19 protein-coding genes are annotated in these 23,029 nt (G+C 64.5%); 10 read left to right on the top strand and 9 right to left on the bottom strand.

Features of this window, described 5'->3' with window-relative positions:
• Positions 1 to 87: 87 nt before the first annotated feature.
• Together K289_RS0118950 and K289_RS0118945 are read left to right on the top strand one after the other, a co-directional pair.
• Positions 88 to 492, top strand: a complete 405-nt coding sequence (locus K289_RS0118950; protein WP_027552978.1) for a DUF2946 family protein — start codon at positions 88 to 90, stop codon at positions 490 to 492.
• Between the two features lie 152 nt (positions 493 to 644).
• Entirely contained in the window at positions 645 to 3,008 is a 2,364-nt protein-coding gene (locus tag K289_RS0118945; RefSeq protein ID WP_027552977.1) for a TonB-dependent receptor, read from the top strand.
• A gap of 177 nt (positions 3,009 to 3,185) precedes the next feature.
• On the opposite strand, the gene K289_RS0118940 is transcribed toward K289_RS0118945, so the two are convergent.
• Entirely contained in the window at positions 3,186 to 5,867 is a 2,682-nt protein-coding gene (locus tag K289_RS0118940) for an arylsulfatase (protein ID WP_035685088.1), read from the bottom strand.
• Positions 5,868 to 6,438: 571 nt separating this feature from the next.
• Between K289_RS0118940 and K289_RS0118930 the strand changes: the two genes are divergently transcribed.
• The gene (locus K289_RS0118930; RefSeq protein WP_027552974.1) at positions 6,439 to 6,810 is read left to right on the top strand and encodes a hypothetical protein; all 372 of its coding nucleotides are present in this window, start codon (positions 6,439 to 6,441) and stop codon (positions 6,808 to 6,810) included.
• 145 nt (positions 6,811 to 6,955) lie between these two features.
• Here the strand turns inward: K289_RS0118930 and K289_RS0118925 are convergent, their stop codons facing one another.
• Positions 6,956 to 7,471: a GNAT family N-acetyltransferase gene (locus K289_RS0118925; protein ID WP_027552973.1), complete on the bottom strand. Its 516-nt coding sequence runs from the start codon at positions 7,469 to 7,471 to the stop codon at positions 6,956 to 6,958.
• A gap of 156 nt (positions 7,472 to 7,627) precedes the next feature.
• On the bottom strand, positions 7,628 to 8,119 hold the full coding sequence (locus K289_RS0118920; protein WP_027552972.1) for an NUDIX domain-containing protein: 492 nt from the start codon (positions 8,117 to 8,119) through the stop codon (positions 7,628 to 7,630).
• A gap of 116 nt (positions 8,120 to 8,235) precedes the next feature.
• On the opposite strand from K289_RS0118920, the gene K289_RS0118915 reads away from it, so the two are divergent.
• Positions 8,236 to 9,120 (top strand): metallophosphoesterase, encoded by an 885-nt coding sequence (locus K289_RS0118915; protein ID WP_027552971.1) that lies wholly within the window; start codon positions 8,236 to 8,238, stop codon positions 9,118 to 9,120.
• Between the two features lie 139 nt (positions 9,121 to 9,259).
• Here the strand turns inward: K289_RS0118915 and K289_RS0118910 are convergent, their stop codons facing one another.
• The 3 genes from K289_RS0118910 to K289_RS0118900 all read right to left on the bottom strand — a co-directional run bounded on the left by K289_RS0118910 (position 9,260) and on the right by K289_RS0118900 (position 11,919).
• Entirely contained in the window at positions 9,260 to 9,814 is a 555-nt protein-coding gene (locus K289_RS0118910; RefSeq protein ID WP_027552970.1) for a hypothetical protein, read from the bottom strand.
• 196 nt (positions 9,815 to 10,010) lie between these two features.
• The gene (locus tag K289_RS0118905; RefSeq protein ID WP_008560963.1) at positions 10,011 to 10,220 is read right to left on the bottom strand and encodes a hypothetical protein; all 210 of its coding nucleotides are present in this window, start codon (positions 10,218 to 10,220) and stop codon (positions 10,011 to 10,013) included.
• A 70-nt stretch (positions 10,221 to 10,290) separates the two neighbouring features.
• Entirely contained in the window at positions 10,291 to 11,919 is a 1,629-nt protein-coding gene (locus K289_RS0118900) for an isocitrate lyase (RefSeq protein WP_027552969.1), read from the bottom strand.
• 442 nt (positions 11,920 to 12,361) lie between these two features.
• Here K289_RS0118900 and K289_RS0118895 point away from each other — a divergent pair, with 442 nt between their 5' ends.
• Complete coding sequence (locus tag K289_RS0118895; protein ID WP_027552968.1) at positions 12,362 to 13,807, top strand: short-chain fatty acyl-CoA regulator family protein; 1,446 nt, start codon at positions 12,362 to 12,364, stop codon at positions 13,805 to 13,807.
• A 97-nt stretch (positions 13,808 to 13,904) separates the two neighbouring features.
• Here K289_RS0118895 and K289_RS0118890 read toward each other — a convergent pair whose 3' ends face one another.
• Positions 13,905 to 14,198, bottom strand: a complete 294-nt coding sequence (locus K289_RS0118890) for an antibiotic biosynthesis monooxygenase (RefSeq protein WP_027552967.1) — start codon at positions 14,196 to 14,198, stop codon at positions 13,905 to 13,907.
• A 230-nt stretch (positions 14,199 to 14,428) separates the two neighbouring features.
• On the opposite strand from K289_RS0118890, the gene K289_RS0118885 reads away from it, so the two are divergent.
• Both K289_RS0118885 and K289_RS0118880 read left to right on the top strand, forming a co-directional pair.
• The gene (locus tag K289_RS0118885) at positions 14,429 to 15,238 is read left to right on the top strand and encodes a hypothetical protein (RefSeq protein WP_027552966.1); all 810 of its coding nucleotides are present in this window, start codon (positions 14,429 to 14,431) and stop codon (positions 15,236 to 15,238) included.
• Positions 15,239 to 15,415: 177 nt separating this feature from the next.
• A complete protein-coding gene (locus tag K289_RS0118880; RefSeq protein ID WP_027552965.1) occupies positions 15,416 to 15,790 on the top strand; it encodes a hypothetical protein in 375 nt (124 codons plus the stop codon).
• A gap of 921 nt (positions 15,791 to 16,711) precedes the next feature.
• Here K289_RS0118880 and K289_RS0118870 read toward each other — a convergent pair.
• A complete protein-coding gene (locus K289_RS0118870) occupies positions 16,712 to 17,353 on the bottom strand; it encodes a tetratricopeptide repeat protein (RefSeq protein ID WP_027552964.1) in 642 nt (213 codons plus the stop codon).
• 172 nt (positions 17,354 to 17,525) lie between these two features.
• On the bottom strand, positions 17,526 to 18,461 hold the full coding sequence (gene htpX / locus K289_RS0118865; RefSeq protein ID WP_027552963.1) for a zinc metalloprotease HtpX: 936 nt from the start codon (positions 18,459 to 18,461) through the stop codon (positions 17,526 to 17,528).
• Positions 18,462 to 18,752: 291 nt separating this feature from the next.
• On the opposite strand from htpX, the gene K289_RS0118860 reads away from it, so the two are divergent.
• From K289_RS0118860 to K289_RS0118850, 3 genes are all read left to right on the top strand, one after another.
• On the top strand, positions 18,753 to 20,114 hold the full coding sequence (locus K289_RS0118860) for an HlyD family secretion protein (RefSeq protein WP_035685159.1): 1,362 nt from the start codon (positions 18,753 to 18,755) through the stop codon (positions 20,112 to 20,114).
• Positions 20,111 to 22,051 carry a glycosyltransferase gene (locus K289_RS0118855; protein ID WP_027552961.1) on the top strand — a complete coding sequence of 647 codons (1,941 nt, stop codon included), beginning with the start codon at positions 20,111 to 20,113 and terminating at the stop codon, positions 22,049 to 22,051. Before K289_RS0118860 ends, K289_RS0118855 begins: the two co-directional genes overlap by 4 nt.
• Before the next feature lie 186 nt (positions 22,052 to 22,237).
• Positions 22,238 to 22,999, top strand: coding sequence for an SURF1 family protein (locus K289_RS0118850; RefSeq protein WP_027552960.1), 762 nt, complete (start codon positions 22,238 to 22,240; stop codon positions 22,997 to 22,999).
• Positions 23,000 to 23,029: the final 30 nt, after the last annotated feature.

The following is a 23,029-nucleotide window of genomic DNA, read 5'->3' as shown; positions in this document are numbered from 1 at the left end:
GACATCTGCTGAGCGTTCCTGCGATGTTACATTATAACATCGCAGTGGCCGGGGATTGACGCCTCGCGGTGTGGGGTGCGTTCACAGATGAAATGGTTCCGGTCGAACATCAGGCACGGCGCTCGGCTCGCGCTCTTCGCGCTGCTGGTGCAGTTCGCGCTGACCTTCGGCCACAGCCACTGGTTCGCCCAGGCAGCCCCCCTCGCCCAGCAATCGCTCCAGCAGGCTGACGGCCAGAAGGGCGCCGTCTCGATCGACCGCGCTGCGGTCCAGAAGCAATCGCCGGCGAGTCCCGACCGGGAGCAGCCCGGCGACGACAATTGCGCAATCTGCGCCGTGGTGGCGATGGCCGGCACCGTCGTGTTCGCGACACCGCCCTTGCTGCTCCTGCCGCAAGCCGTCGAGCTGCTCTACCGCACCACCGACGCCGAATTCATCCATCTGAAGTCGGCCTCCACGGCGTTCCAGCCCCGCGCCCCTCCCGCCTCCTGATCTCCAACGCTTGATCATGCCCGGACTCGTTGCGGCCTCCAGCCGCGGCGATCGACTGGGAGCCATTGAAGTCGAATTCCGTCGCACCGCGGCGGCAGGTCGCCTCCGATCAACAAGCATCTTCCGGATGGCGCCTGACTGGAATCAGGACAATGACATTTGAACTCCGACGCGTGCAGCGTCTGGGCGGAGCGAGCCTGCTCCTGCTCGGCGCCGCCGCCACTGCGGCGCTCGCTCAGGACAAGCCGGCCGCCACCGAGCTTCCCGCCATCGACGTGACGGCGCCAAGCCCCATCCAGCGCAGGGCGGTCGTACCGTCACGCGCGCCGAGCCGCGTCGCGCGCGCCGCGCCGGCACGCCAACGCGAACGTGCCGCCGAACCCGCGCCGGCCCCGACCTCGCCCGCGGCACCTCAGCAAGGCGTGCTGCCGATCGTGACCAACCAGTTCGCCACCGTCACCGTCGTGCCGAACGAGGAGATCCGCCGCGAAGGCGGCGGACAGCTCGGCGACCTCCTGTTCTCCAAGCCCGGCATTACCGGGTCGAGCTTCGCACCGGGCGCATCGAGCCGGCCGGTCATCCGGGGTCTCGACGTCAATCGCGTCGGCATCGTCGAGAACGGCACCAATTCGGGCGGCGCATCCGACCTCGGCGAGGATCACTTCGTCCCGATCGATACGCTTGCGACCAACCAGGTCGAAGTGGTGCGCGGACCTGCGGCCCTGCGCTACGGCTCGACCTCGATCGGCGGCGTCGTCAGCGCCACCAACAACCGGATTCCCGATGCGGTGCCGACCTGCGCCGCGCCGTTCCAGAGCTACGGCATGCCGACAAAGGCGCCACTCGCGACAGCCGAGACCTCGCCGTGCGTCACCGCCGAGACCCGCTCGGCCTTCAGCACGGTCGATCGCGGCGTCGAAAGCGGTGTGCTGCTCGATACCGGCGGCGGCAACTACGCTTTCCATGCCGACGTCTATGGCCGCAACACCACGGACTACAACATCCCGAGCTACCCGTATCTGTTCGACCAGACGCGGACCATCACAAACGGCCGCCAGCCCAATTCGGCGGCGCGTTCGGACGGCGCCTCGATCGGCGGCTCCTACTTCTTCCACGGCGGCTATATCGGCGCGGCGATCACGCAGAACGACTCGCTCTACCATATCCCCGGCATCGACGGCGCCGACCACGACACCCGGATCGACGGTCACCAGACCAAGATCAACGTCAAGGGCGAGTACCGGCCAGATGCCGCCGCGATCGACACCGTCCGCTTCTGGGCCGGCGCCACCGATTATCGGCACAACGAGATCGGCCTTGCCGATCCCACTGACCCCACCAGCGACGGCGTGCGGCAGACCTTCACCAACAAGGAGCAGGAGATCCGCACCGAGGTGCAGCTGATGCCGTTCAACGCGCGTTTCGCCGAGGTGACCACGGCGTTCGGCGTCCAGGTCGGCCACCAGGAATTGACCGCGCCGAGTCCCGACAATCCCGGCACGCTGTTCAACGGCCTGTGGGACCCCAACAATAGCACCCGCGTCGCCGGCTACGCCTTCAACGAGTTCAAGTTCACGGAAGCAACGCGGGCGCAGATCGCCGGCCGCATCGAGCATGTCGAGCTGCACGGCACGATGCCGAACTTCCCGGCGGACTTCCTGCCTGACGGCACGCCGCAGGCGGGCATCCCGCGCAATCCGTCCTTTACGCCGAAGAGCGGCAGCATCGGCCTGCTGCAGGACCTGCCGGGCGGCATGGTCGGCAGCATCACCGCGCAATATGTCGAGCGCGCGCCGAAGGCCGCCGAATTGTTCTCGCGCGGCGCGCACGATGCGACCTCGACCTTCGACATCGGCAACCCGAACCTCTCCATCGAGACCGCGAAGTCGGTCGAGATGGGCCTGCGCAAGGCGGCGGGACCGCTCCGCTTCGAGGCCACCGTCTACTACACGCACTTCAACAATTTCATTTTTCGTCGCCTGACCGGCCTGACGTGCGACGACGATTTCGCGTCCTGCGGCACACCCGGCGCCGAGCTGCTCCAGGCCGTCTATTCGCAACGCGATGCGAATTTCCGCGGCGGCGAATTCCAGTCGCAGCTCGATGTCGGCGCGTTCCATGGCGGCATCTGGGGCATCGAGAACCAGCTCGACGTGGTCCGCGCCACCTTCACCGACGGCACCAACGTGCCGCGCATTCCGCCGTTGCGGATGGGCGGCGGCGTGTTCTGGCGCGACGACAACTGGCTGCTGCGCGTCAACCTGTTGCACGCCTTCCCGCAGAACAACGTCGCCGCAATCGCGGAGACGCCGACGCCGGGCTACAATCTCCTGAAGGCCGAGATCAGCTACAAGACCACGCTCGGTCCGAATCCGTTCGGCGCGCGCGAGATGATGGCCGGCATCACCGGCAACAATCTCCTCAACGAGAGCATCCGCAACTCGGTGTCCTACACCAAGGACCAGGTCTTGATGCCCGGCATCGGCGTGCGGGCGTTCGCGAACTTCAAGTTCTAGCCGAGGCGCGACGAAAACAGGCCTGACTTTGCGAACCGCGCCGGCGGTGCACTGCACCTCCGGTTACGCGCGCTCACCAAAAATCCGGAAACGGCTGGAATCCAACGGCTCCCATCGAGACGAGGGCGGGCAACGCCCACCCTCTCCAATCGGTTTCTGCCAGCTTGTGCGCCGGCATCACTGCTGGACGCATTGCTGAACGAACTTGATGCGGTCCACCATGCCAAGCCCCTGCGCTTCGGCCTGCTTGCGGCAGCCTTCGCGCTTGTCGATCCGCAACTGGATCTTGTCGACCAGGCTCAGGCCGACCGTGCCGATTTGTGGCTCGGCCGAAGCCGTCTTTCCGTCGTCGGCAGACGGGCCGTCGCCGGCCGCACGCGCGGCCTCCTGCAGCCGCTTGACGTCCTCCGGGCTCAGCTTTGGCCGGTCGATATCCAGCGTGATCCTGTTGATCTTTCCGGTGAAGGCGAACGGCGCCTGATAGTCGTTGTCGTCGACCGGCGTGCCGGTGTCGGAGCCGATGTCGAACGCCTCGTCCCACTGCAGGATGAGGGGAAGCGTGTGCTCCATCTTCTCCGTGGCAACCGTGTTGCCGTCGACCTTCAACGTTCCGGTGCCGCCCTGTCCGATGCCGCTATAGTTTCCGAACACCATGGTGGCAGCGCCGAGGCCGTCATATCTGAAGTCGAACTCGATCACGTGCCTGCCGGGCGTCAGCTCAGGCCCTTCCCAGCGCACGCGCTTGAGATCGACGAGATTCCACGTGAACACGGGCTTGTTCTTCAGAACATAAAGGCCATAGCCGGCGAAGCGGCCGCCTTGCGTCACCAGCATGCCCTCAGCGCCTCCTTGCGGAATGTCCACGTCGGCCTTGAAAGTGTAGGACGAGTTGAGCAGGCTCGGCGCATCACCATTGGGCGTGCCGGTCATCGGCCGCGTCCAGGCGAAGCTCGTGCGGCCGGCGCTCAGGCTTGGACGCGGCGTGATAAGCCGGGCGGCCACCGATGAATCGAGCGGCAGCACCTGATATTTTTCTGCTTCCTTCCAGAACAGCGCCTGCAGTTCCTTCAGCTTGTCCGGATACTTGGCCGCGACGTCCTCGGCCTGCGTCCAATCGTTGCGGAGATCATAGAGCTCCCACGGGTAATCCTGCGGGCTCGGCAGTTTCGCAATCGTCACCCACGGCGGCCGCAGGACCTTGGTGCTTGCGATCCAACCGTCGTTGTAGAGCGCGCGGTCGGCAAACATCTCGAAATATTGCGTCGTGTGCGTCGATGGCGCATTCGCGTTCTTGGCGTCGAACGTGTACATCATGCTAACGCCTTCGATGGGGCTTTGCTTGATGCCATCGACGGTGTCAGGCTGCTTGATCTGGGCGGCCTCGAGGATGGTCGGCACGATGTCGATAACGTGGTGGAACTGGGTCCGGATGCCACCCTTGTCCTTGATCACCGCCGGCCAGGAGATTGCCATGCCCTGGCGCGTGCCGCCGAAGTGGGAGACGATCTGCTTGGTCCAGGAGAACGGCGTGTCGAACGCCCAGGCCCAGCCGATCGACATGTGGTTGTAGGTGCGGTCGGTGCCCCAGACGTCGTAGAAATATTTGAGCTGATCCTCCACCGACGGGTTGATCTGGTTGAACATCGCCACTTCGTTCGGCGTGCCGTTCGGTTGGCCTTCCGCGCTCGTCCCGTTGTCGCCCTCGATATAGATGATCAACGTGTTGTCGAGCTTGCCAATGTCCTGAATGGATTGAATCACCCGGCCGATCTCATTGTCGGCGTAGGCCGCAAAAGCGGCAAACACTTCGGCCTGACGGATGAACAGCTTCTTCTCGTCGGCCGAAAGCTGATCCCATTCCTTGATCAGATCCTTCGGCCACGGCGTCAGCTTCGCATTCTGCGGAATGACGCCGAGCCGCTTCTGGTTCTCGAAGATCGTATCGCGCAGCTTGTTCCAGCCCTGGTCGAACAGATGCATATCGCTGATCTTCTTGACCCACTCCGGCGTCGGGTGGTGCGGCGCGTGGGTTGCGCCGGGAGCAAACTTCACGAAGAAGGGCGCGTCCGGCGAGAGCGCGTTCATGCGATTCACATAATCGATCGCTTCGTCCGCCATGGCGGTCACCAGATTCCAGCCGGGTTTTCCCTGGAAGGGATAGATCGGCGTGGTGTTACGGACGAGATTGCCCGGCTCCCATTGATTGGTGTCACCGCCCATGAAGCCGTAGAAATATTCGAAGCCCATGCCGGTCGGCCACTGGTCGAACGGCCCGGCCTGGCTCGCCTGGTATTCGGGCGTGTTGTGGTTCTTGCCGAACCAGGCTGTGTGATAGCCGTTGTCAGTCAGAATCCGACCGATCGTGGCCTTGTCCTTGGTGATGATACTGTCGTAGCCGGGATAGCCGGTGGCCTGCTCGGCGACCACGCCATATCCGGCAGAGTGATGATTGCGTCCGGTGATGAGCGCGGCGCGCGTCGGCGAGCACAGAGCAGTCGAGTGGAAATTGGTGTAGCGCAATCCATCATTGGCGATGCGGTCGAGCGCGGGGGTCGGGATCACGCCGCCAAAAGTGCTCGGCACGCCGTAACCGGCATCATCGGTGATGATGAGAAGCACGTTCGGCGCGCCCTTCGGCGGCACGACACGTGACGGCCAGTAAGGCTTGGACTCCCTGGCATCGCGCTCAATCTTGCCGCCGAACTTTTGCGGCGGTGGCGGAAGCTGGTTGCCGGGAATGGTGATCGTTGCGGCAGGAGATCCAGGCGGCGGTGCGCCCTGTTGTGCTTGTTGGCCAATTGCGGGAGCGGACAGGGCTGATGTCAGGATCAGCGCGACAATGGTCCTGCGAATACTCATTGCAAAATCCTCCGCGGCACGCAGACGTGCTCTACCTGAAGAGCTGCTTGAGCCGGTGACGTTGATGCAGATCAAAACCACTCCGAGGAGGTACTTCGGAATGATGATGGGCAAAAGAGCGCGGTATCGAACTCCGCGGCGCTTGAAGCCGCAGTAGACCTCACTCTTTGGAACAATGCCCGACAGGCTGAATCTTCTGCGCCTGTCGGCGTTGATCTGGATCAACACCCGTCACGAGATACCGTGGCCCTCTGCGCGTGACGGTTATTGATTGCAGGAGAGTTCATATGTTCTCCAATGCATCGTGCGTCCTCATTCTTGCTGTTGCCGCTTTCACGATGACGGGCACCGCATCTGCCCAAGCCGCTGCTCCCCGTCATGTTTCAACGCAGAACGCGATCGGCGCAGCCAAGCCCGAGGCGCCACCACCTTTCGTCCTCAATGGCCATTCTGCCAGGCGCGGCTACGTGTTGCGACAGGATCTGTTCGATCGCAGCAATCCCAACAATCTCAGGTCTGATTGGCCCAGCCCGCCGGCGCAGCCCGGACAGTTCTAGAGATGGAGAGATAGATGAAAGCAATCATTTTCTCACTCGGATTACTGGCAAGCCATTCGTTGATACCCGTGTCCGATCGCGTGCCCGAACTGAAGGTCGAAGCGCTCTGCGAATCGACGTCCCAGACGGACAAGGCGATGGGATTGGCGTTGGCGCAGAGCTTTGCCGATTGTATGCGCGACGAGACGGCAGCGCGGCAGCAGCTCGGCACGGTATGGGCGACGGCCAAACCCGCCGTCCGTGACACATGCGAGGGCGAGGCGACATCACTCGGAACCCAAAGCTATGTCGATCTTCTCACCTGCATCCAGATGACGGAGACGGCAAGCGCGATGGCATCGACGCCGCCGCTCAGAGGCGCAAGCAAGAATCGAAACAAGCAGTAGGACGCGACATTGCTGCGGCTCCGTCGCCGGCCGGACGACGACGATAGCTACGCCTGCATCGGAAGACCGGGCCCGGAGAAACCCGAGGGGTTGGCCTTGCTCCGTCATGCAGCAGCATCCGGCGCGAAAGCGAAGCTGGCTCGGCCTAGCCTCGCGCCTTGCTCCAGTCGGGGCCCAGGGCTCCCGACACACCCTCGAACGCACCGTCCACGAGCTCGAACACCAGGATGCGGCTGGCATCCACCGGGCCCGGCATGATGACGCGGCCCTTCGGCACCGGCTTGAAGCCGACGCGGCTGTAATAGGGCTCGTCGCCGACCAGCAGCACCAGCCGGTGGCCTCTTTCCTTTGCGTCCTTCAGCGCGCGCTCCATCAGGAGCCGGCCGACGCCGCGGCCGCGGAACGGCGGCTCGACGGTGAGCGGCCCGAGCAGCAGCGCGGGCGTCTCGCCGATCAGCACCGGCAATTGCCGCACCGAGCCGACCAGCAGCGTGCCGATGCGGGCGGTGAAGGAGAGTTCGAGCAGATGGTCGACGTGCTCGCGGATCCGGTAGGCGCTGAGGACGAAGCGGCCCGGGCCGAACGTGCGCTCGTGCAGCCGCTCGATCGCCTGGGCGTCGCCGGCAGCTTCGGGAAGGATGGTGAGTGAGAGATCGTTCATGTCAGCACAGCGTTTTCGAGCGAAGTGGGCCCCGGTTCGCGTTCAGAAAACGCGTCAATACAGGAGGCGGAGTAGCATCTGGCGATGCGCAGGTCCATGGCGGCCGCCCGCCGCTTCAGTTCCTTTGACGCATTCCGACGTCAGCACAGGCCGCCCTCACCGCCACGTCGCAATCGCCGGCTTGCCGTCGAGCACCTCGGCGATCCGCAGCCGCGTGCCGGGCGTGGTCTCCTCGGGCAGGTCGGTGCTTGCGAAAAATCCGCATTCGATGATCTCGTGGTTGGGCTCGGGCAAGCGGTCCTGCCGGAAATGCCTGACCACATAGACCGCGACGTGGTCGCGGCGGGAGATATGGCTGTTGAGGAAGATGCCGTGCAGCGCCGGTTCGCCCGTGAGGTCGATATCCCCCTCCTCCTTGAGCTCGCGCCGCATCGCCTCCTCCATGGTCTCGCCGTAATCGACGCCGCCGCCGGGGAGATACCAGCCGCTGACATAGCTGTGCTTGACCAGGAACACCTTGTTGTCGGCGTCCAGCACCACGGCGCGGACGCCCAGGGTCATGCCGCGGACGAGCAGGAAATAGGCGTGGAAGATTCGCCGCAGCAGCGGCTCGCACCTCCGTCGCATCTGGTCGAGACGTCCCCCCATCACGCCGCCCGCGAAGCTCCCTTCAAACCGTCCTTCAAGCCGTCCTCTAAGCCGTCCTTGCCTCCACCGCCCGACCTTGCCATTACAGCGGAGCAATAGCGAGGCAATCGCGCTCCATGGCACCGTTCACGCTCGCCCATCTCTCCGACCCGCATCTGCCGCCGCTGCCGAGGCCGCGCCTGATCGAGCTCGCGGGCAAGCGCGCGCTCGGCTACGTCAACTGGACGCGCAACCGCCACAAATACCAGCGTCGCGAGGTGCTCGACGTGGTGGTCGCCGACATCCGGGCCCAGGCGCCGGACCACATCGCCGTAACCGGCGATTTCGTCAACCTGGCGCTGGAGGCGGAGTTTGCGCCGGCGCTGGCCTGGCTTGAAGGCGTCGGCCCGCCGGATTGCGTCACGGCCATCCCCGGCAATCACGACGCCTATGTCAGCGCGACGAGCCACCGCTTCGGCGAGACCTTCCTGCACTACATCGCCGGCGATGCTCCGGCGGAAGCGGCCTTCCCCGCCGTCCGTCGCCGCGGACCCGCGGCGCTGATCAGCCTGTCCACGGCCGTGCCGACCCTGCCCTTGATGGCGACGGGTACGCTCGGCCGCGACCAGCTCGCGGCCCTCGAGCAGGTGCTCGCGCAGCTTGCGAGCGAGGACGTCTTCCGCGTCCTCCTTGTGCATCATCCGCTGCGCTCGAACTCGCGCCACAAGCGGCTGACCGATTCGGCGGATCTCTTGACCCTGATCAGGCGGCACGGCGTCGAGCTGATCCTGCACGGCCACGACCATGTGCACTCGACGATGTGGTTCGACGGGCCGAACGGCAACGTTCCCGCGATCGGCGTGCCGTCGGCCTCCGCGCTCGCGCATGGACGTTATCCGGCGGCGGCATATAATCTGTTCGCCATCGAGAAGGACAATGCCGGCTGGCGCTGCGAGCAGACGGTGCGGAGCCTCGATCATGGCTTGCAGGTCCGGGAGATCAAGCACACGCGGCTGATTTGAAGCCCTGTCATTCCGGGGCGCGCGGCAGCGCGAGCTCTGATGCGCAATCGCGCATCAGAGAATCCATCGGGCCGCAGCATACGTGGATGAATGGATTCCGGGTTCGCGCTTCGCGCGCCCCGGAATGACGGAGAGCTTTTCACCAGCTCTGCAGAACAGCAAGCGCGGCGACACCGAACAGGGCGGCGGCGCCGAGGATGAAGCCGAACACGAACGGCCAGATGCGCGAGCGGCGCGGCGGCTCCGGCGTCGTGGGCTTCGGCTCGGGCAGAACGACCATCGCATGCTCGCGCTCGACCATGCGGCGGGCGACATAGTCGGTGACCGCCTCGACGATCACGGCCGTGTCGTGCGATTCGGCCAGCACGATGCGGCCGAAGCGAGTGTCCTGGACGAATCGGTACATCCGCTTGTCGCGCCCCATCATGATGTGCGCGACGACGTCGATCCAGAGTCTGGGCGTATCGCCCTGGCTGATGCCACGGTCGAACAGGTCGATCTGCTCGGGCACCTGGGCGAACAGCGGATCGAGCGCGTCGTTGAGGATTTCGAGCCGCGCGACCTCGGCATCGCGCAAATCGACGACCACCCCGGTCCGGTCGGCGGCCTCGATCCGCGCCCGCAGCAGCGCGTCGCGCAGCCGCACCGGGCGCGGTTGGCTGGCATGGGTCCCGCTCGTCTCGGGCTCTGACATTCTCGGCCTCGCTACTCGACAACGGCCGTTAACCTATCAGCAACCACAACGTCCGCAAAGGGTCCACAATTCCAGATACTTACGCCGCCCACAGCCGGTTCACCTGTGCCAAAAACAGACGATCCCACCCAGGCAGGGCCTGGATGGGACCATCCGTCCTTGGACGTCTTCTTGATTCAGGGCGGCAGCAACGCCGTCAGGCCGAGACGCGCGAGGGCTCTTCGACGATCGAGAAGCGGACGCCGGCCTTGTGGCGGCTCTCTTCCGATACTTCGCGCCAGCAGTCCTCGGCTTCCTTGCGGGTCTTGAACGGGCCTTTGACCTGGGCCGAGCCTTCCACGAGCTTGTGGAAGTTCATCGAGCCGAACTCACCGCCGATCACCCAGAAATTGCTGCCTTTGGTCATTGTCAGTCTCCTGTTGAGTAGCGTGATCAGTCTGGACTCCGAGCAGACCCCAGACTGATCAATTCCGCCGTTAGCCGAACTGGTTCATCGTGTTGTGGGCGCCGCCCGCCTTCAGGGCAGCCTCGCCGGCGAAGTACTCCTTGTGATCGTCGCCGATGTCGGAGCCAGCCATGTTCTGATGCTTCACGCAGGCGATGCCCTGACGGATCTCGGCGCGCTGGACGTTCTTCACATAGCCGAGCATGCCCTGCTCGCCGAAGTACTCCCTCGCCAGATTGTCGGTCGAGAGCGCCGCCGTGTGATAGGTCGGCAACGTGATCAGATGGTGGAAGATGCCGGCGCGCTTGGCCGAATCCGCCTGGAAGGTGCGGATACGCTCGTCGGCTTCCTGCGCCAGCGGCGTGTCGTCGTACTCCGCCTTCATCAGCTCGGCACGATTGTACTTGCTGACGTCCTTGCCGGCTTCCTTCATCGCGTCGTAGACCTGCCAACGGAAGTTGAGCGTCCAGTTGAACGACGGCGAGTTGTTGTAGGCCAGCTTCGCGTTCGGGACCACCTTGCGGATCCGATCGACCATCTTGGCGATCTGCTCGATATGCGGCTTCTCGGTTTCGATCCACAGCAAGTCGGCGCCGTTCTGCAGCGAGGTGACGCAGTCCAGCACGCAGCGGTCCTCGCCCGTGCCCGGGCGGAACTGATAGAGGTTGGAGGGCAGCCGCTTCGGACGCATCATCTTGCCGTTCCGGTTGATGATGACATCACCGTTGCGGGCGTTCTCCGCCGTCACTTCCTCACAATCCAGGAAGCTGTTGTACTGGTCGCCGATGTCACCGGGCTTGTGGCTGACAGCGATCTGCTGCGTGAGGCCGGCGCCGAGCGAGTCGGTGCGGGTCACGACGACGCCGTCTTCGACGCCGAGTTCAAGGAACGCGTGGCGGCAGGCACGGATCTTCGCGAGGAAGACGTCGTGCGGCACGGTCACCTTGCCGTCCTGGTGTCCGCACTGCTTCTCGTCCGAGACCTGGTTTTCGATCTGCAGCGCGCAGGCGCCCGCTTCGATCATCTTCTTGGCGAGCAGATAGGTCGCCTCCGCGTTGCCGAAGCCGGCATCGATGTCGGCGATGACGGGCACGACATGGGTCTGGAAGTTGTCGATCTTCTCGATCAGCGCCTTTTCCTTCGCCTTGTCGCCTTCCTTGCGGGCGGCATCTAAGCTGCGGAAGATATCGTTCAGCTCACGCGAGTCGGCCTGACGCAGGAAGGTGTAGAGCTCCTCGATCAGCGCCGGCACCGAGGTCTTCTCGTGCATCGACTGGTCGGGCAGCGGTCCGAACTCGGAACGGAGCGCCGCGATCATCCAGCCCGAGAGGTACAGATAGGTGCGATCGGTCTTACCGCCGAAATGCTTCTTGACCGAGATCAGCTTCTGCTGGGCGATGAAGCCATGCCAGCAGCCCAGCGACTGGGTGTACTTGGTGGGGTCGGCGTCATAGGCGGCCATGTCGGCCCGCATCAGCGCCGCGGTGTAGCGGGCGACGTCGAGGCCGGTCTTGAAGCGGTTCTGCAGGCGCATGCGCGCGACGGCCTCGGCCGTCACCCCGTTCCAGGTCGGCTGGGTGTCGAGGAGCGCCTGGGCCGCCTTGATCTCGCTCTGATACGAAGCCGGGCCCTGGATGATTCCGCGCGGTTGGAAGTTCATGTTCGTGATCCTTTCGGTGACGACAAATCTGAGTATTTGTCTTCGCCTTCGACATTCTTGACAGTGCATTGCGAAATGCGTGGCTAGAGCTAAACGCGAGAAAGCGAAGCTCGTACAGGGGGCTTGTATTTGAATGGTGATGTCATGTAACATCAGAACATGTAATAGATGTTATTTTGTAAATTTTGTAAAATTATAGGTCAGTCAGACTGTCCTTAACGCCTATGGAGACTTCCCAAATGGCCGCCGATTCCTGCTTTTTCCCCCTCTCCCCGTCCTTACGGGGAGAGGGTCGGGGTGAGGGGCTCTCTCCGCGAGTCCAGCTTTCACCGCCCCCGCGGAAGCTCCCCCTCACCCGCCGCGCTCCGGACGATGCTTCGCATCGGTCGGCGCGCGTCGGCCTCTCCCCGCAAGCGGGGAGAGGCGAAGAGGGGAGCCACTAATGGCCGCCGATTCCGGGAAGAAACTGTTCGTTGGCCCGCGCTTCCGGCGGATCCGGCAGCAATTGGGGCTGTCGCAGACCCAGATCGCCGAGGGGCTCGGCATCTCGCCGAGTTACATCAACCTGATCGAGCGCAACCAGCGCCCGGTGACCGCCCAGATCCTGCTGCGGCTCGCCGAGACCTACGACCTCGATCTCAGGGACCTTGCCACCGCCGACGAGGACCGCTTCTTCGCGGAACTCAACGAGATCTTCTCCGATCCCTTGTTCCGCCAGATCGACGTGCCCAAGCAGGAGCTGCGCGACCTCGCCGAGCTCTGCCCGGGCGTCACCCACGCGCTGCAGCGGCTCTACGCCGCCTATACCGAGGCTCGCCAGGGCGAGACGCTGGCGGCGGCGCAGATGGCCGACCGCGACGTCGGCACGCGCTATGAAGCCAATCCGGTGGAGCGCGTGCGCGAATTGATCGAGGCCAACCGCAACTATTTTCCGGAGCTCGAGCAGGCCGCGGAGAATTTGCGCGACGAACTGAACGTGCCCGCCGAAGGACTCTATGCAGCGCTCGCGGCGCGACTGCGGGAAAAGCATTCGATCCAGACCCGCATCATGCCGGTGGACGTGATGCGCGAGACGCTGCGGCGCTTCGATCGCCACCGCCGCCAGCTCCTGATCTCGGAGCTGGTCGATCCGCCCGGCCGCGCGTTCCAGCTCGCCTTCCAGCTCGGCTTAGGCGAATGCGCGCAGCATCTGGAGGCCATCATCGGGCGCGCCGGCCCGCTCGACGACGCGCCACGGCGGCTGTTCCGCATCACGCTCGGCAATTACTTCGCAGCCAGCGTGATGATGCCCTACCCGGCTTTCCTCGCCGCAGCCGAGGCGCTGAATTACGACATCCACGTGCTGGCGCAGCGCTTCAATGCCGGCTTCGAGCAGGTTTGCCACCGCCTTACCACGTTGCAGCGGCCGAACGCGCGCGGCATTCCGTTCTTCCTGCTCCGCGTCGACAATGCCGGCAACGTGTCGAAGCGGTTCTCGTCAGGCACCTTTCCGTTCTCGAAATTCGGTGGCACCTGTCCGCTGTGGAACGTGCACTCGACCTTCGACACGCCCGATCGCCTCTTGAAACAGGTGATCGAGCTGCCCGACGGCACGCGCTATTTCTCGATCGCGCAGATGGTGCGGCGGCCGGTGGCGCCGCATCCGCTGCCGCAGCCGCGCTTTGCCATCGGGCTTGGATGCGAGATGCGTCACGCCGCGCGCCTCGTCTATGCCGCCGGCATGGACCTTGAGAAGGCGGAAGGTACCCCGATCGGCGTCAACTGCCGGCTCTGCGAACGTGAGAACTGCGCGCAGCGCGCCGAGCCGCCGATCACGCGCACACTGATCCTGGACGAGACGACGCGGCGCGTGAGCTCGTTCGCGTTCTCGAATGCGCGGGAGCTGTGAGGGCGGCGCACGTTTGACGATAGATGGGCGTCCCAAACTCGCTGTCGCCCTGGCCAAAGCCAGGACGACATTGGGGAGAGAGCGTCGCGACCGTCTCCTACGCCAGCGTGTGCACGATCACCGGCCCCGCAGCAGCGCTGGCGTGGCCGGCGAGCAGCCCGCCCAAATCCTTCTCGATCCAGGCGATCGCGCGCCGGTTCGCTTCCTCCGCCTGCTCGAACTTGTCGAAGATCGAGATCGCCGTGACGGTGTCGTCGCCGGCATAGACGACGTAATAGGCGCGGAAACCGTCAACGTCGCTGATGATCGGAACGGCGCCGTCCTTGATGCGGCGCGCCAGCTCTTCCGCGCTCCCGCTTTTCGCCTTGGCCTGACGGATGGCGGCATACATGGGGTCCTCCTTCCGGCTGCTGATGTGGGCCTGGTGCCCTTCCATGGAATCTACACCTCAACATCAGCCCGGTCATCCCTCCTTGGTTAACCCCGGACTAACCCGTCCCCCGCGGTCTGCAACAAACCATTAAGCACGCCTCAACATCGGCGCCTTAGTCTCGCCTCACTCACTTTTCGCAAACAACGGTGGCTTATTCTGCCGCGTGAAGTGACATCAGGGGGTTCATCATGCGCATTGCGTTGCTGCTGACCGCGACCATTGTCGGCGCGCTCTTTGCCAATCCATCCAATGCCGGGCCACTCGAGGCTGCGTCCGCCGATGCAGCGCAGCCGTTGCCGCCCGGCTTCCAGAGCTACCGCGGTTACATGTTCGACTTGACGGAGAACTCCGACCGCAAGGATGTCGACAAGCTCACCGAGAATCTGAAGCAGCAGATCGACGTCGTCGAAGGTGTCGGCCTCTCCCCGCGCGTGATGCGCTTCTTCCATACCGTTCCGATCATCGCGAGCGAGCTCGCCTGCCTCGACGAAGGCGCTGCAACCGCGTGCTACGGCCGGGTCACCCCGAACGTGGAGCGCCGCGTCCCGCGGACGCTGACCGTGTGGGACCATGACAAGCAGCAATGGACCAATCCGAATGCCGTCGACCTCGCGGTCGATTCGGGGCTTGGCGTGATCATGCTCCGGCCCGACATGATGCGGTACGAAAAGGAAGCCGTGCTGCTCCACGAGCTCTTGCACGCCTATCACGCGCGGCTGTTGCCGGACGGCTACGCCAACAAGGGCGTGATCAGCTATTACGCTTATGCCAAGTCCAAGGACCTGCTGCCCAAGGACGCCTATGCGATGAAGAATCACATGGAATTCTTTGCCGTGACCGCAAGCATTTTCCTGGCCGGAAAGAGCGATTTCCACGATCCCAAGTCCCGCGAAGCGCTCAAAGAGAAGATGCCCGACTACTACAAATATCTGGTCGGCGTCTTCGGCTTCGACCCCGACCCGGCAGCGTCAAGCGGACCGGTCGCCTCGCTGAAGTGAGGCAGAAACGGCGCCCCGGCGCCAAACCACGCCAAGAGCCGCGCGACAAGCGCGGCTTTCTTGTTTTGTAAACCGGAAGATGCGGATGGCGCATCACCGGGAATTGCCAAGGCGGGGCCCGATCTGCATAGTCCCGCGCGCATCGATTTGGTGAAGTTTCGAAGAGGATAGAAGAACATGGCGGACGCCGACCTGGATGTCGTGATCCGGCAACTGGCCAGACAACTGCATACGGGCCTGATGACCCGCGCCAAGGAGCGGCGGGATCGCTTCAACGGCCTCGCGGCCAAGGCCAAGGGCAACGACGCCCGGGACCGCTTCAAGATGATGGCCAAGGCCACAATGGAGCTGGCGACCTCCGCCGCCAGGCGCCTGCAGATGTCCGCCGACAACGTCGCCGACAGCTATGCGCGCTCGGTGCGGCTCGCCGCCAGCACGCCCGTCGCGGACAAGGCCGAGAAGAAGGCCGCGGCGAAGGAGAAGCCGGTGAAGGAGAAGCCGGCGAAGAAGGCCAAAGAGGCTAAGCCGGCGAAAGCGAAGAAGGCCAAGTAACGGCCCCTTCTTCCTTCTCCCCTTCTTGTGGGAGAAGGTGGCGCGGACCTTGGTCCGCGCCGGATGAGGGGTTCTATCCGCAAATTCGTCGCTAGAGATTTGCACGCGGAGAGAGACCCCTCACCCTTCTCGCCGCTATCGCGGCGAGCCCCCTCAGCCTCGAATGTGGCTTTAGATCATCGTCGCGGCGCGCAGACCGGGGCCGCATTCACCTTGCCCAATCCACGGGCCTATCAAGGCGTTTGAGATACGCAGGCTGTTAGCCACCAGACCGAAGCTGATCCACGGCCTCAGCCAGTCGGTCCGCTACTTGCACGGCACCCGGCATGGACTGTTTTTCGGAAGATAGAGAGCCGACAGAATTGACTGCCAGCCCGGTACCGGTGGCTAGAACGGCTATCACAATCGCAGCGAGAAATCCGGTCCTCATGGCAATGGTCGCCTCATCGGACCCTCCCCACAAACTAACCGCGCACTCTCCAAAATGGTTCCCGAAACGCCGCACTGCACGACGCCTTCGCCCGCATTGCCGCTCCTAGGTTCCTTCCTTCGAATGGAACATCGCCGTCGCGCAGCATGGACGAAGACCCTTCGCAACTTCACATCCGCTGCGCGCTCTTTTCAGAACATTCCGAGCAGGATGAAAAACCCGATCTCGATCAGGAAGGTCGTGCTCATGATGGCGACAGTCAGAAATACGTCGCTCGCCGATATCGGATCCATGACCAGCCTCGCGTTTTGCGAAGCCCCTACGGTCAATTCATTCAGGTCGGAAAATGTTTCGGTTCCAAACGGCAGAACGCGCGCGATGCGACCGGCGCTGACTTCAACGTCATTCGAGTTCCTGTATCGCCCGAACCGAAACCTGTGCGGCGTCTTTGTCGCTGGATCGCGCGATCTTGTTCCGCATCGTGCACGATCTCACCGCCGCGGCGCGGAGACCGGGGTTGGCCCGGCACTCGACAGCTCGGCCAGGCGCGCGCGTGCGATCTGGCGGACGCGATCGTCCTTGCCGGGCGGCAGCGCCAGGGCGGCTTCGAAATCGGCACGGGCGTCGTCAGCCTGTCCGCGCGCGAGGTAGGCAAGGCCGCGGTCCAGCCGTATCTCCGCGTCGGACGGTGCAAGGCGCATGGCCGTGGTGTAGCTCAGGATAGCACGATCGAGATCGCCGCTCGCAGCGAGCGCGAGGCCGCGTTCGTGATAGGGCGCAGCGAGTTTCGGGTTGAGCGCGATGGCTTCGTCGAAGTCGGCAATCGCAAGCTGCAGCTCGCCGTTCTGCCGGCGGGCGAGGCCGCGGTCGCGATAGAACGAGGCACGGTTGGGGTTGAGGTGGATGGCCTCGTCGAAATCGACGATCGCCCGCCGCCAGTCGCCGTGACGCAGCGCTATCCGTCCACGCCCCTCATAGGCGAAGGCGATCACCGAGCCGCGAAACGGGCTGAATCCGATCACGGCCGAACAGATGTCCGGATCATCCTCGTCGCCGCAATTGACGACCATGTGCGTGGACAGGCCGACGAGGATGCTCACGGCAATCAACACCGGCACGGCTGCTCGGGTCATCGTTGACCGCGCCCGGCGAAGCGCCGGCCGCGCATCCCCTTTCGAAGAAACATTCACGACGGGGTGTTAGCACCCGGCGGGACGATCCTGTGTGCGCCAGGTCACAAAGCCGGTCGCGATTTCCGGACGCACCGGCCGCAGATCCGCCTCAATCTCAAGTTCCCGCCCAAGCTCATCCCCAAGGCCCGCGCGAGGAGGAGCGGCCCCAGGGACCGCGCGGCGGATAGTTTTCGTTGGCACTGACGGACGGCGCCGCATGCGCGCCGAGCTCGGCGGCAAGCTGCTGGAGCGCCGCGATGCGGTTCTGCGTCGAAGGATGGGTGGTGAAGAGATTGTCGACGCCGTGGCCCGACAGCGGATTGATGATAAACATGTGCGCGGTCGCGGGATTGCGCTCGGCCTCGACATTCGGGACCTGATGCGCGGCGTTCTCGATCTTGACGAGCGCGGAGGCGAGCCACATCGGCTGGCCGACGATGCGCCCGCCGAGATTGTCGGCGGCGTATTCGCGGGTGCGGCTGATCGCCATCTGCACCAGCATGGCGCCGAGCGGCGCCAGGATCATCAGCAGGATCGAGCCGACGATGCCGGGACCGCTGTTGTTGTTGCGATGGCCGCCGAAGAACATGCCGAACTGCGCCAGCATCGAGATGGCACCGGCGATGGTCGCGGTGATGGTCATGAGCAGCGTGTCGTGATGCTTGATGTGCGCGAGCTCGTGCGCGATCACGCCGGCGAGCTCCTCGCGGCTGAGCTGGTGCATCAGACCGGTGGTGACGGCGACCGCGGCGTTCTCGGGATTGCGCCCGGTTGCGAACGCGTTGGGCTGCGGCTCGTCCATCACGAACACGCGCGGCATCGGCAGGCCGGCACGGCCCGCGAGCTCGGCAACCAGGCCGACGAGGTCCGGCGCGCTGGTACGGTCGACCTCATGGGCACCGTACATGCTGAGCACCATGCGGTCGGAGTTCCAGTAGGTGAAGAGATTGGTCGCCGCTGCGACGACGAGCGCGATCATGGCGCCGGCGGCACCACCGATGAGATAGCCGACGCCCATGAACAGGGCGGTGAGGCCTGCGAGAAGAATTGCGGTGCGAAGATAGTTCATGGCCGTCTCCCGAGCCGGCTGCCGGCACGCCTTCGGCCGGCGCCCTCGACGTATGGACGCTGCCGGGTGCCGCAAGGTCAGCGAGGTGCGTCGCCGGGCCGCAGACGCGAAAAAAGCGCGGACAGTCTTTGCGGCGTCACTAAACCTTGACGGACATTTACGCAAAAACACACGCCGACGCTTAGCGGCTTGGAAAGCGCAGCTCCGGCTAAATCCGCGGTAACGGGCACGCCGCGCGGTCCTTGTGCGTTGACCGGTTCCATTGGCATCCCCGTCAGCAAGGTGATCGTCATGATGGACCGCTCGAGCGCCGCTTCCGTCGACCAGCCATCCGCTCCCTCCCCTCAGGACACCAGGAGTGACGCCAAGGGACTGCAGGAGGGATTGCAGGAGGCGCTGCTGGAACAGCTATTCGCCAATGATGAGCCCGGGCACGGGCCTGACACGCAGATCGCGCCGCCGGAACCAGAGCGGCGCTGGCCGCATCTGAGGCGCGGCATCAAGATCGCCGCAGGCCTTGCCATCATCGCCGTGTTCGGCTGGCTGCCCCTGCGCGCGATCTGGGAAAACTCCAGCGTCGAGGCCGTGCTGAACTCCCGCCTCGTCACCCTGCGCACGCCGATCGGCGGCCGCGTCGCCGCCGCCCACCGCATGGACGACCAAGCCAAGCTCGAGGCCGGGACCGTGATCTTGCGTGTCGTGAACTCGCGCAGCGATCGCACCCGGCTCGACGATCTCCGGCGGCAGAAGTCGCGTCTGGAGAACGAGCGGCCGAGCCTTGCCGCCAAGCTTGCCTCCGCCCAGGCCGCGCAACAGGATCTGGCGCGGCAGGCCGCTCAATTCCGCGACGGACGCGTGCTCCAGCTCGAGGCGCGCATTGCCGAAATCCAGACCTCGATCGAGGCGGCCGCGGCGCGGCGGGATGAAGCCAGCGCGGCCGTCGACCGCGCCTCGTCACTCGCGAAGACCGGCAATGTCTCGACGGTCGAACTGGCGCGGCTGACGCGCGAGCTTTCGGTGGCGCAGCAGACCGAGCTCGGCGCGCGCAAGCGCCTGGATGCGGCCAAGGTCGAGCTCACCGCGGCGAAGAACGGCTCGTTCCTCGGCGACAGCTACAACGACCGGCCGAGCTCGGTGCAGCGCGAAGAGGAGATGCGCCAGCGCGCGAGCGATCTGGAGGCCGATCTCGCGCGCATCGATACCGAGATCGCGTGGCTCGCCAACGAGATCATCACCGAGGAAGTCCGCGTCGCCGATCTCTCCGAAGCCAACATCACGACGCCGGTCGCAGGCCGCGTCTGGGAGATGATGACCTCGCCGGGCGAGGACGTGCAGGCCGGCCAGCCGCGGCTCAAGGTGCTCGACTGCAGTGGCGCCGTCATCACGGCCAACGTCACCGAAAGCGTGTACAACCGCTTGCAGCTCGGCGATCACGCCACGTTCGAGCCGAATGACGGCGGGGAGCCGATCTCCGGCACCGTGGTCAACCTGACCGGCGCCGCCGGCGCGCCCGCCAATCTCGCCATCAATCCCGATGCGCTCAGCAAGGAGCCGTATCGCGTGACGGTGGCGCTCGGCGACGCCGCCGCGCACGCCTGCACGGTGGGGCGAACCGGCCGCGTGGTGTTTGCCCGCAACGAGACCGCGCCGTGACGGCCGCGCTGGCGCCCGGCCTCATTGCGCTCGGCGCCTTCATGGCGATCGTGCCGCTGCTCAGGCGCGACAGCACGTTGGCACGCTCCCTCCTGGCCGCCGTCTCGGTGGTCCTGCTGCTCCGCTATCTGTCTTGGCGTGTCACGGCGACGCTTCCACCGCCTCATCTGACCGCGGACGCGCTGATCGGTTATCCCTTCATGCTGGTGGAAGCGGCCTCGCTCGTCGCGGTCGCGTTGTCGCTTCTGTTCCTCAGCCGGACGATGGATCGTTCCGCGACGGCACGGATCGATGGTCGCGCCACCGACCCGCAGGCGCCGCTGATCGACGTCTTCATCTGCACCTACAACGAGGAGCGATCGATCCTCGAACGCACGATCATCGGGGCGACCGGAATGGAGTATGGCAATTATCGCGTCTGGGTGCTCGACGACGGCCGCAGACCCTGGCTGCGGCGGCTCGCCGGTGAGCTCGGCTGCCATTATCTCGTGCGGCCCGACAACCGCCATGCCAAGGCCGGCAACATCAACCATGCACTCGGGCATGTCGGCGGGCTACCGGGGCCACCCGCCTTCGTCGCCATCCTCGATGCCGACTTCGTGCCGCGGCCAGACTTCCTGGCGCGGACCATCTCGCTCATGGACGATGCTTCCGTGGGCGTCGTGCAGACGCCGCAGCACTTCATCAACCCCGATCCGATCCAGACCAACCTTGCCGCGACCGATGTGTGGCCCGATGAGCAGCGCTTCTTCTTCGACATCCTGTTGCCGGCGAAGGATGCCTGGGGCGTCGCCTTCTGCTGCGGCACATCGTCCCTCATTCGCTATGCCGGGCTGGTGCAGATCGGCGGCTTTCCGATCGACTCGGTCACGGAGGACTATCTCGTCACGCTGCGCCTGAAGGAGCGCGGCCTCAGGACGGTCTATCTCAACGAGCGGCTAACGATCGGGCTCGCGCCGGAAGGGCTGAAGGAATACATCACACAGCGCGGCCGCTGGTGCCTCGGCCTGATGCAGATCGTGCGCGGCCGCAGCGGGCCGCTGTCGCGGCGTTCGAAGCTTTCCTTCATCGACCGCCTCTCGCTGATCGATTCCTTTATGAGCTGGACCGCGGTCTACCCGTCGAGGGTGGCGGGACTCGTGGTACCCTGGCTGTTCCTGCTGTTCGGCATCAAGGCGGTGCAGGCGGACTTGTCCGAACTGTTGAAATTCTTCCTGCCGTTCTACGTCTGGCACGGCCTCAGCATGGCCTGGTTGTCGCGTGGCCGTGCGCTTGCCATGATGAGCGACGTGTCGCAGCTCATCGCCGCACCTGCAGTCCTCAAGGCGGTGAGCATCGGCCTGTCGAGGCCAAAGGGACACAAGTTCAAGGTGACCGCGAAAGGCGGCGACCGCGGCAGGAAATTCGTGGAGTGGCCGCTGCTGCGGCTCTATGGCAGCGCGCTTGCCATCACGCTCGCGGCCATCGCCTATGCCTTCATCGTGCATCTGCGCGGCGAGAACATTGCCTATGGCGGGCTGGCGCTGGCCTGGAGCCTGTACAACGCCGTCATCCTGATCGTGGTCTGCGTCGTCTGCATCGAGCAGCCGCGCAAGCGCAAGGCGGAGCGCTTCGATCGCAACGAACCGATTCTCTTGCGTCAGGACGGAAGGTCGCACCTCGCGCGGCTCGCCGATCTCTCCATCACCGGCGCGCGGCTGATCGATCCCGATCCGCCCATCATCGGCAGCACGATCGAATGCCGCATCTATGGCCGCTCCATCACGGCCATCGTGGTGCGGCGGACCAGGGACGGCTTCGCGGTGCGGTTCGAGGAAAGCATGGACTCGCGCGTCCATGCGATCAGGGCGTTCTATGCCGGCGAATATGTCCGCGCCTATCGCGGCGTCAAAGCGCTGCCGGTCGGCAAGGCCCTGCTGATGCGGCTGTTCGGCTAGGACCGTCACGGTTCCCCAGCGCTCGATTATCGGGGTCATAGGGTTATTTGATTGGACGTACCGCACGGCGCCGTGCGCTTCTGATAGCCAACGGCTGTTTCGGTTTTATAAGTGCGTATCGACCCGAGTAAGGTTTTGTAACATCCTTTGCGTTTGCGCAGGCGATAGGCTTTTTGGCGCGTCACGATGGCAGACCAAATCAAACGCCGTACCAGCGGCTTCGCCGTTTTCGCGGTTGTGATGCTTGCGTTGTTTGTTGGCCTCGGCATCTGGCAATTGCAGCGCCGCGTCGAGACCCACGCCCTCAATGCGGTGCTCAATGAACGCCTCGCCGCAGCGCCGATGCCTTTGCCAGATCCCTCGCAGTGGCACGCCTTGACTGCGGAACGAGACGAGTTCCGGCGCGTCAGCTTTAGTGCGACTTATGAGTCCCGTCTGGATGCGATGGTCTACAGCTCCGGTACGGGTATGCGCGACGATATTTCCGTCCCCGGCACTTGGGCTTTCCTGCCTGCCCGCCTGCCAAACGGCGAGACCCTCGCGGTCAATGCGGGATTCGTGCCGAATACGACGCAGGACCGCGGCCGGCAGGATAGCGCGGTGGCGCAGCTCATCACCAACAAGCCTGTCATGCTGACCGGCTACCTCCGTTTCCCGGTGTCAGCCGGCTGGTTCGCGCCTGACGTAGAGCGCGCCAAGCGGCTGTGGTTCACCCGCGATCATCTCGCGATGGCGCAGGCGCTCGGCTGGGATCGTGTCGCGCCTTTCTACATTGATCTCGAGGCGCCGGTACCGCCGGGCGGCATCCCGAAACCCGGGCCGCTTCAGGTGCATTTGCCCGACGATCAATTGAAATTTGCGATCACCTGTTTTTCCCTGGCAGGCTTGGTGCTGATCGCGTTTGCCGTCTGGCTGCGTCGCCGGCGGGGCATCGAAGGGATGGCCTGAGGCCGCCACTTCCCCTAGACTTCGCCCGAA

Origin of the sequence: Bradyrhizobium sp. Cp5.3 (assembly GCF_000426265.1) — a bacterium.
Lineage (GTDB): Bacteria > Pseudomonadota > Alphaproteobacteria > Rhizobiales > Xanthobacteraceae > Bradyrhizobium > Bradyrhizobium neotropicale.
This window is presented reverse-complemented; position numbering and strand designations above follow the sequence as displayed.

Excerpts from the sequence above, each read along its gene's own strand:
- K289_RS0118950 (WP_027552978.1), top strand. The coding sequence starts at position 88 with ATGAAATGGTTCCGGTCGAACATCAGGCACGGCGCTCGGCTCGCGCTC.
- K289_RS0118945 (WP_027552977.1), top strand. The coding sequence starts at position 645 with ATGACATTTGAACTCCGACGCGTGCAGCGTCTGGGCGGAGCGAGCCTG.
- K289_RS0118940 (WP_035685088.1), bottom strand. The coding sequence starts at position 5,867 with ATGAGTATTCGCAGGACCATTGTCGCGCTGATCCTGACATCAGCCCTG.
- K289_RS0118930 (WP_027552974.1), top strand. The coding sequence starts at position 6,439 with ATGAAAGCAATCATTTTCTCACTCGGATTACTGGCAAGCCATTCGTTG.
- K289_RS0118925 (WP_027552973.1), bottom strand. The coding sequence starts at position 7,471 with ATGAACGATCTCTCACTCACCATCCTTCCCGAAGCTGCCGGCGACGCC.
- K289_RS0118920 (WP_027552972.1), bottom strand. The coding sequence starts at position 8,119 with ATGGGGGGACGTCTCGACCAGATGCGACGGAGGTGCGAGCCGCTGCTG.
- K289_RS0118915 (WP_027552971.1), top strand. The coding sequence starts at position 8,236 with ATGGCACCGTTCACGCTCGCCCATCTCTCCGACCCGCATCTGCCGCCG.
- K289_RS0118910 (WP_027552970.1), bottom strand. The coding sequence starts at position 9,814 with ATGTCAGAGCCCGAGACGAGCGGGACCCATGCCAGCCAACCGCGCCCG.
- K289_RS0118905 (WP_008560963.1), bottom strand. The coding sequence starts at position 10,220 with ATGACCAAAGGCAGCAATTTCTGGGTGATCGGCGGTGAGTTCGGCTCG.
- K289_RS0118900 (WP_027552969.1), bottom strand. The coding sequence starts at position 11,919 with ATGAACTTCCAACCGCGCGGAATCATCCAGGGCCCGGCTTCGTATCAG.
- K289_RS0118895 (WP_027552968.1), top strand. The coding sequence starts at position 12,362 with ATGGCCGCCGATTCCGGGAAGAAACTGTTCGTTGGCCCGCGCTTCCGG.
- K289_RS0118890 (WP_027552967.1), bottom strand. The coding sequence starts at position 14,198 with ATGTATGCCGCCATCCGTCAGGCCAAGGCGAAAAGCGGGAGCGCGGAA.
- K289_RS0118885 (WP_027552966.1), top strand. The coding sequence starts at position 14,429 with ATGCGCATTGCGTTGCTGCTGACCGCGACCATTGTCGGCGCGCTCTTT.
- K289_RS0118880 (WP_027552965.1), top strand. The coding sequence starts at position 15,416 with ATGGCGGACGCCGACCTGGATGTCGTGATCCGGCAACTGGCCAGACAA.
- K289_RS0118870 (WP_027552964.1), bottom strand. The coding sequence starts at position 17,353 with ATGACCCGAGCAGCCGTGCCGGTGTTGATTGCCGTGAGCATCCTCGTC.
- htpX (WP_027552963.1), bottom strand. The coding sequence starts at position 18,461 with ATGAACTATCTTCGCACCGCAATTCTTCTCGCAGGCCTCACCGCCCTG.
- K289_RS0118860 (WP_035685159.1), top strand. The coding sequence starts at position 18,753 with ATGATGGACCGCTCGAGCGCCGCTTCCGTCGACCAGCCATCCGCTCCC.
- K289_RS0118850 (WP_027552960.1), top strand. The coding sequence starts at position 22,238 with ATGGCAGACCAAATCAAACGCCGTACCAGCGGCTTCGCCGTTTTCGCG.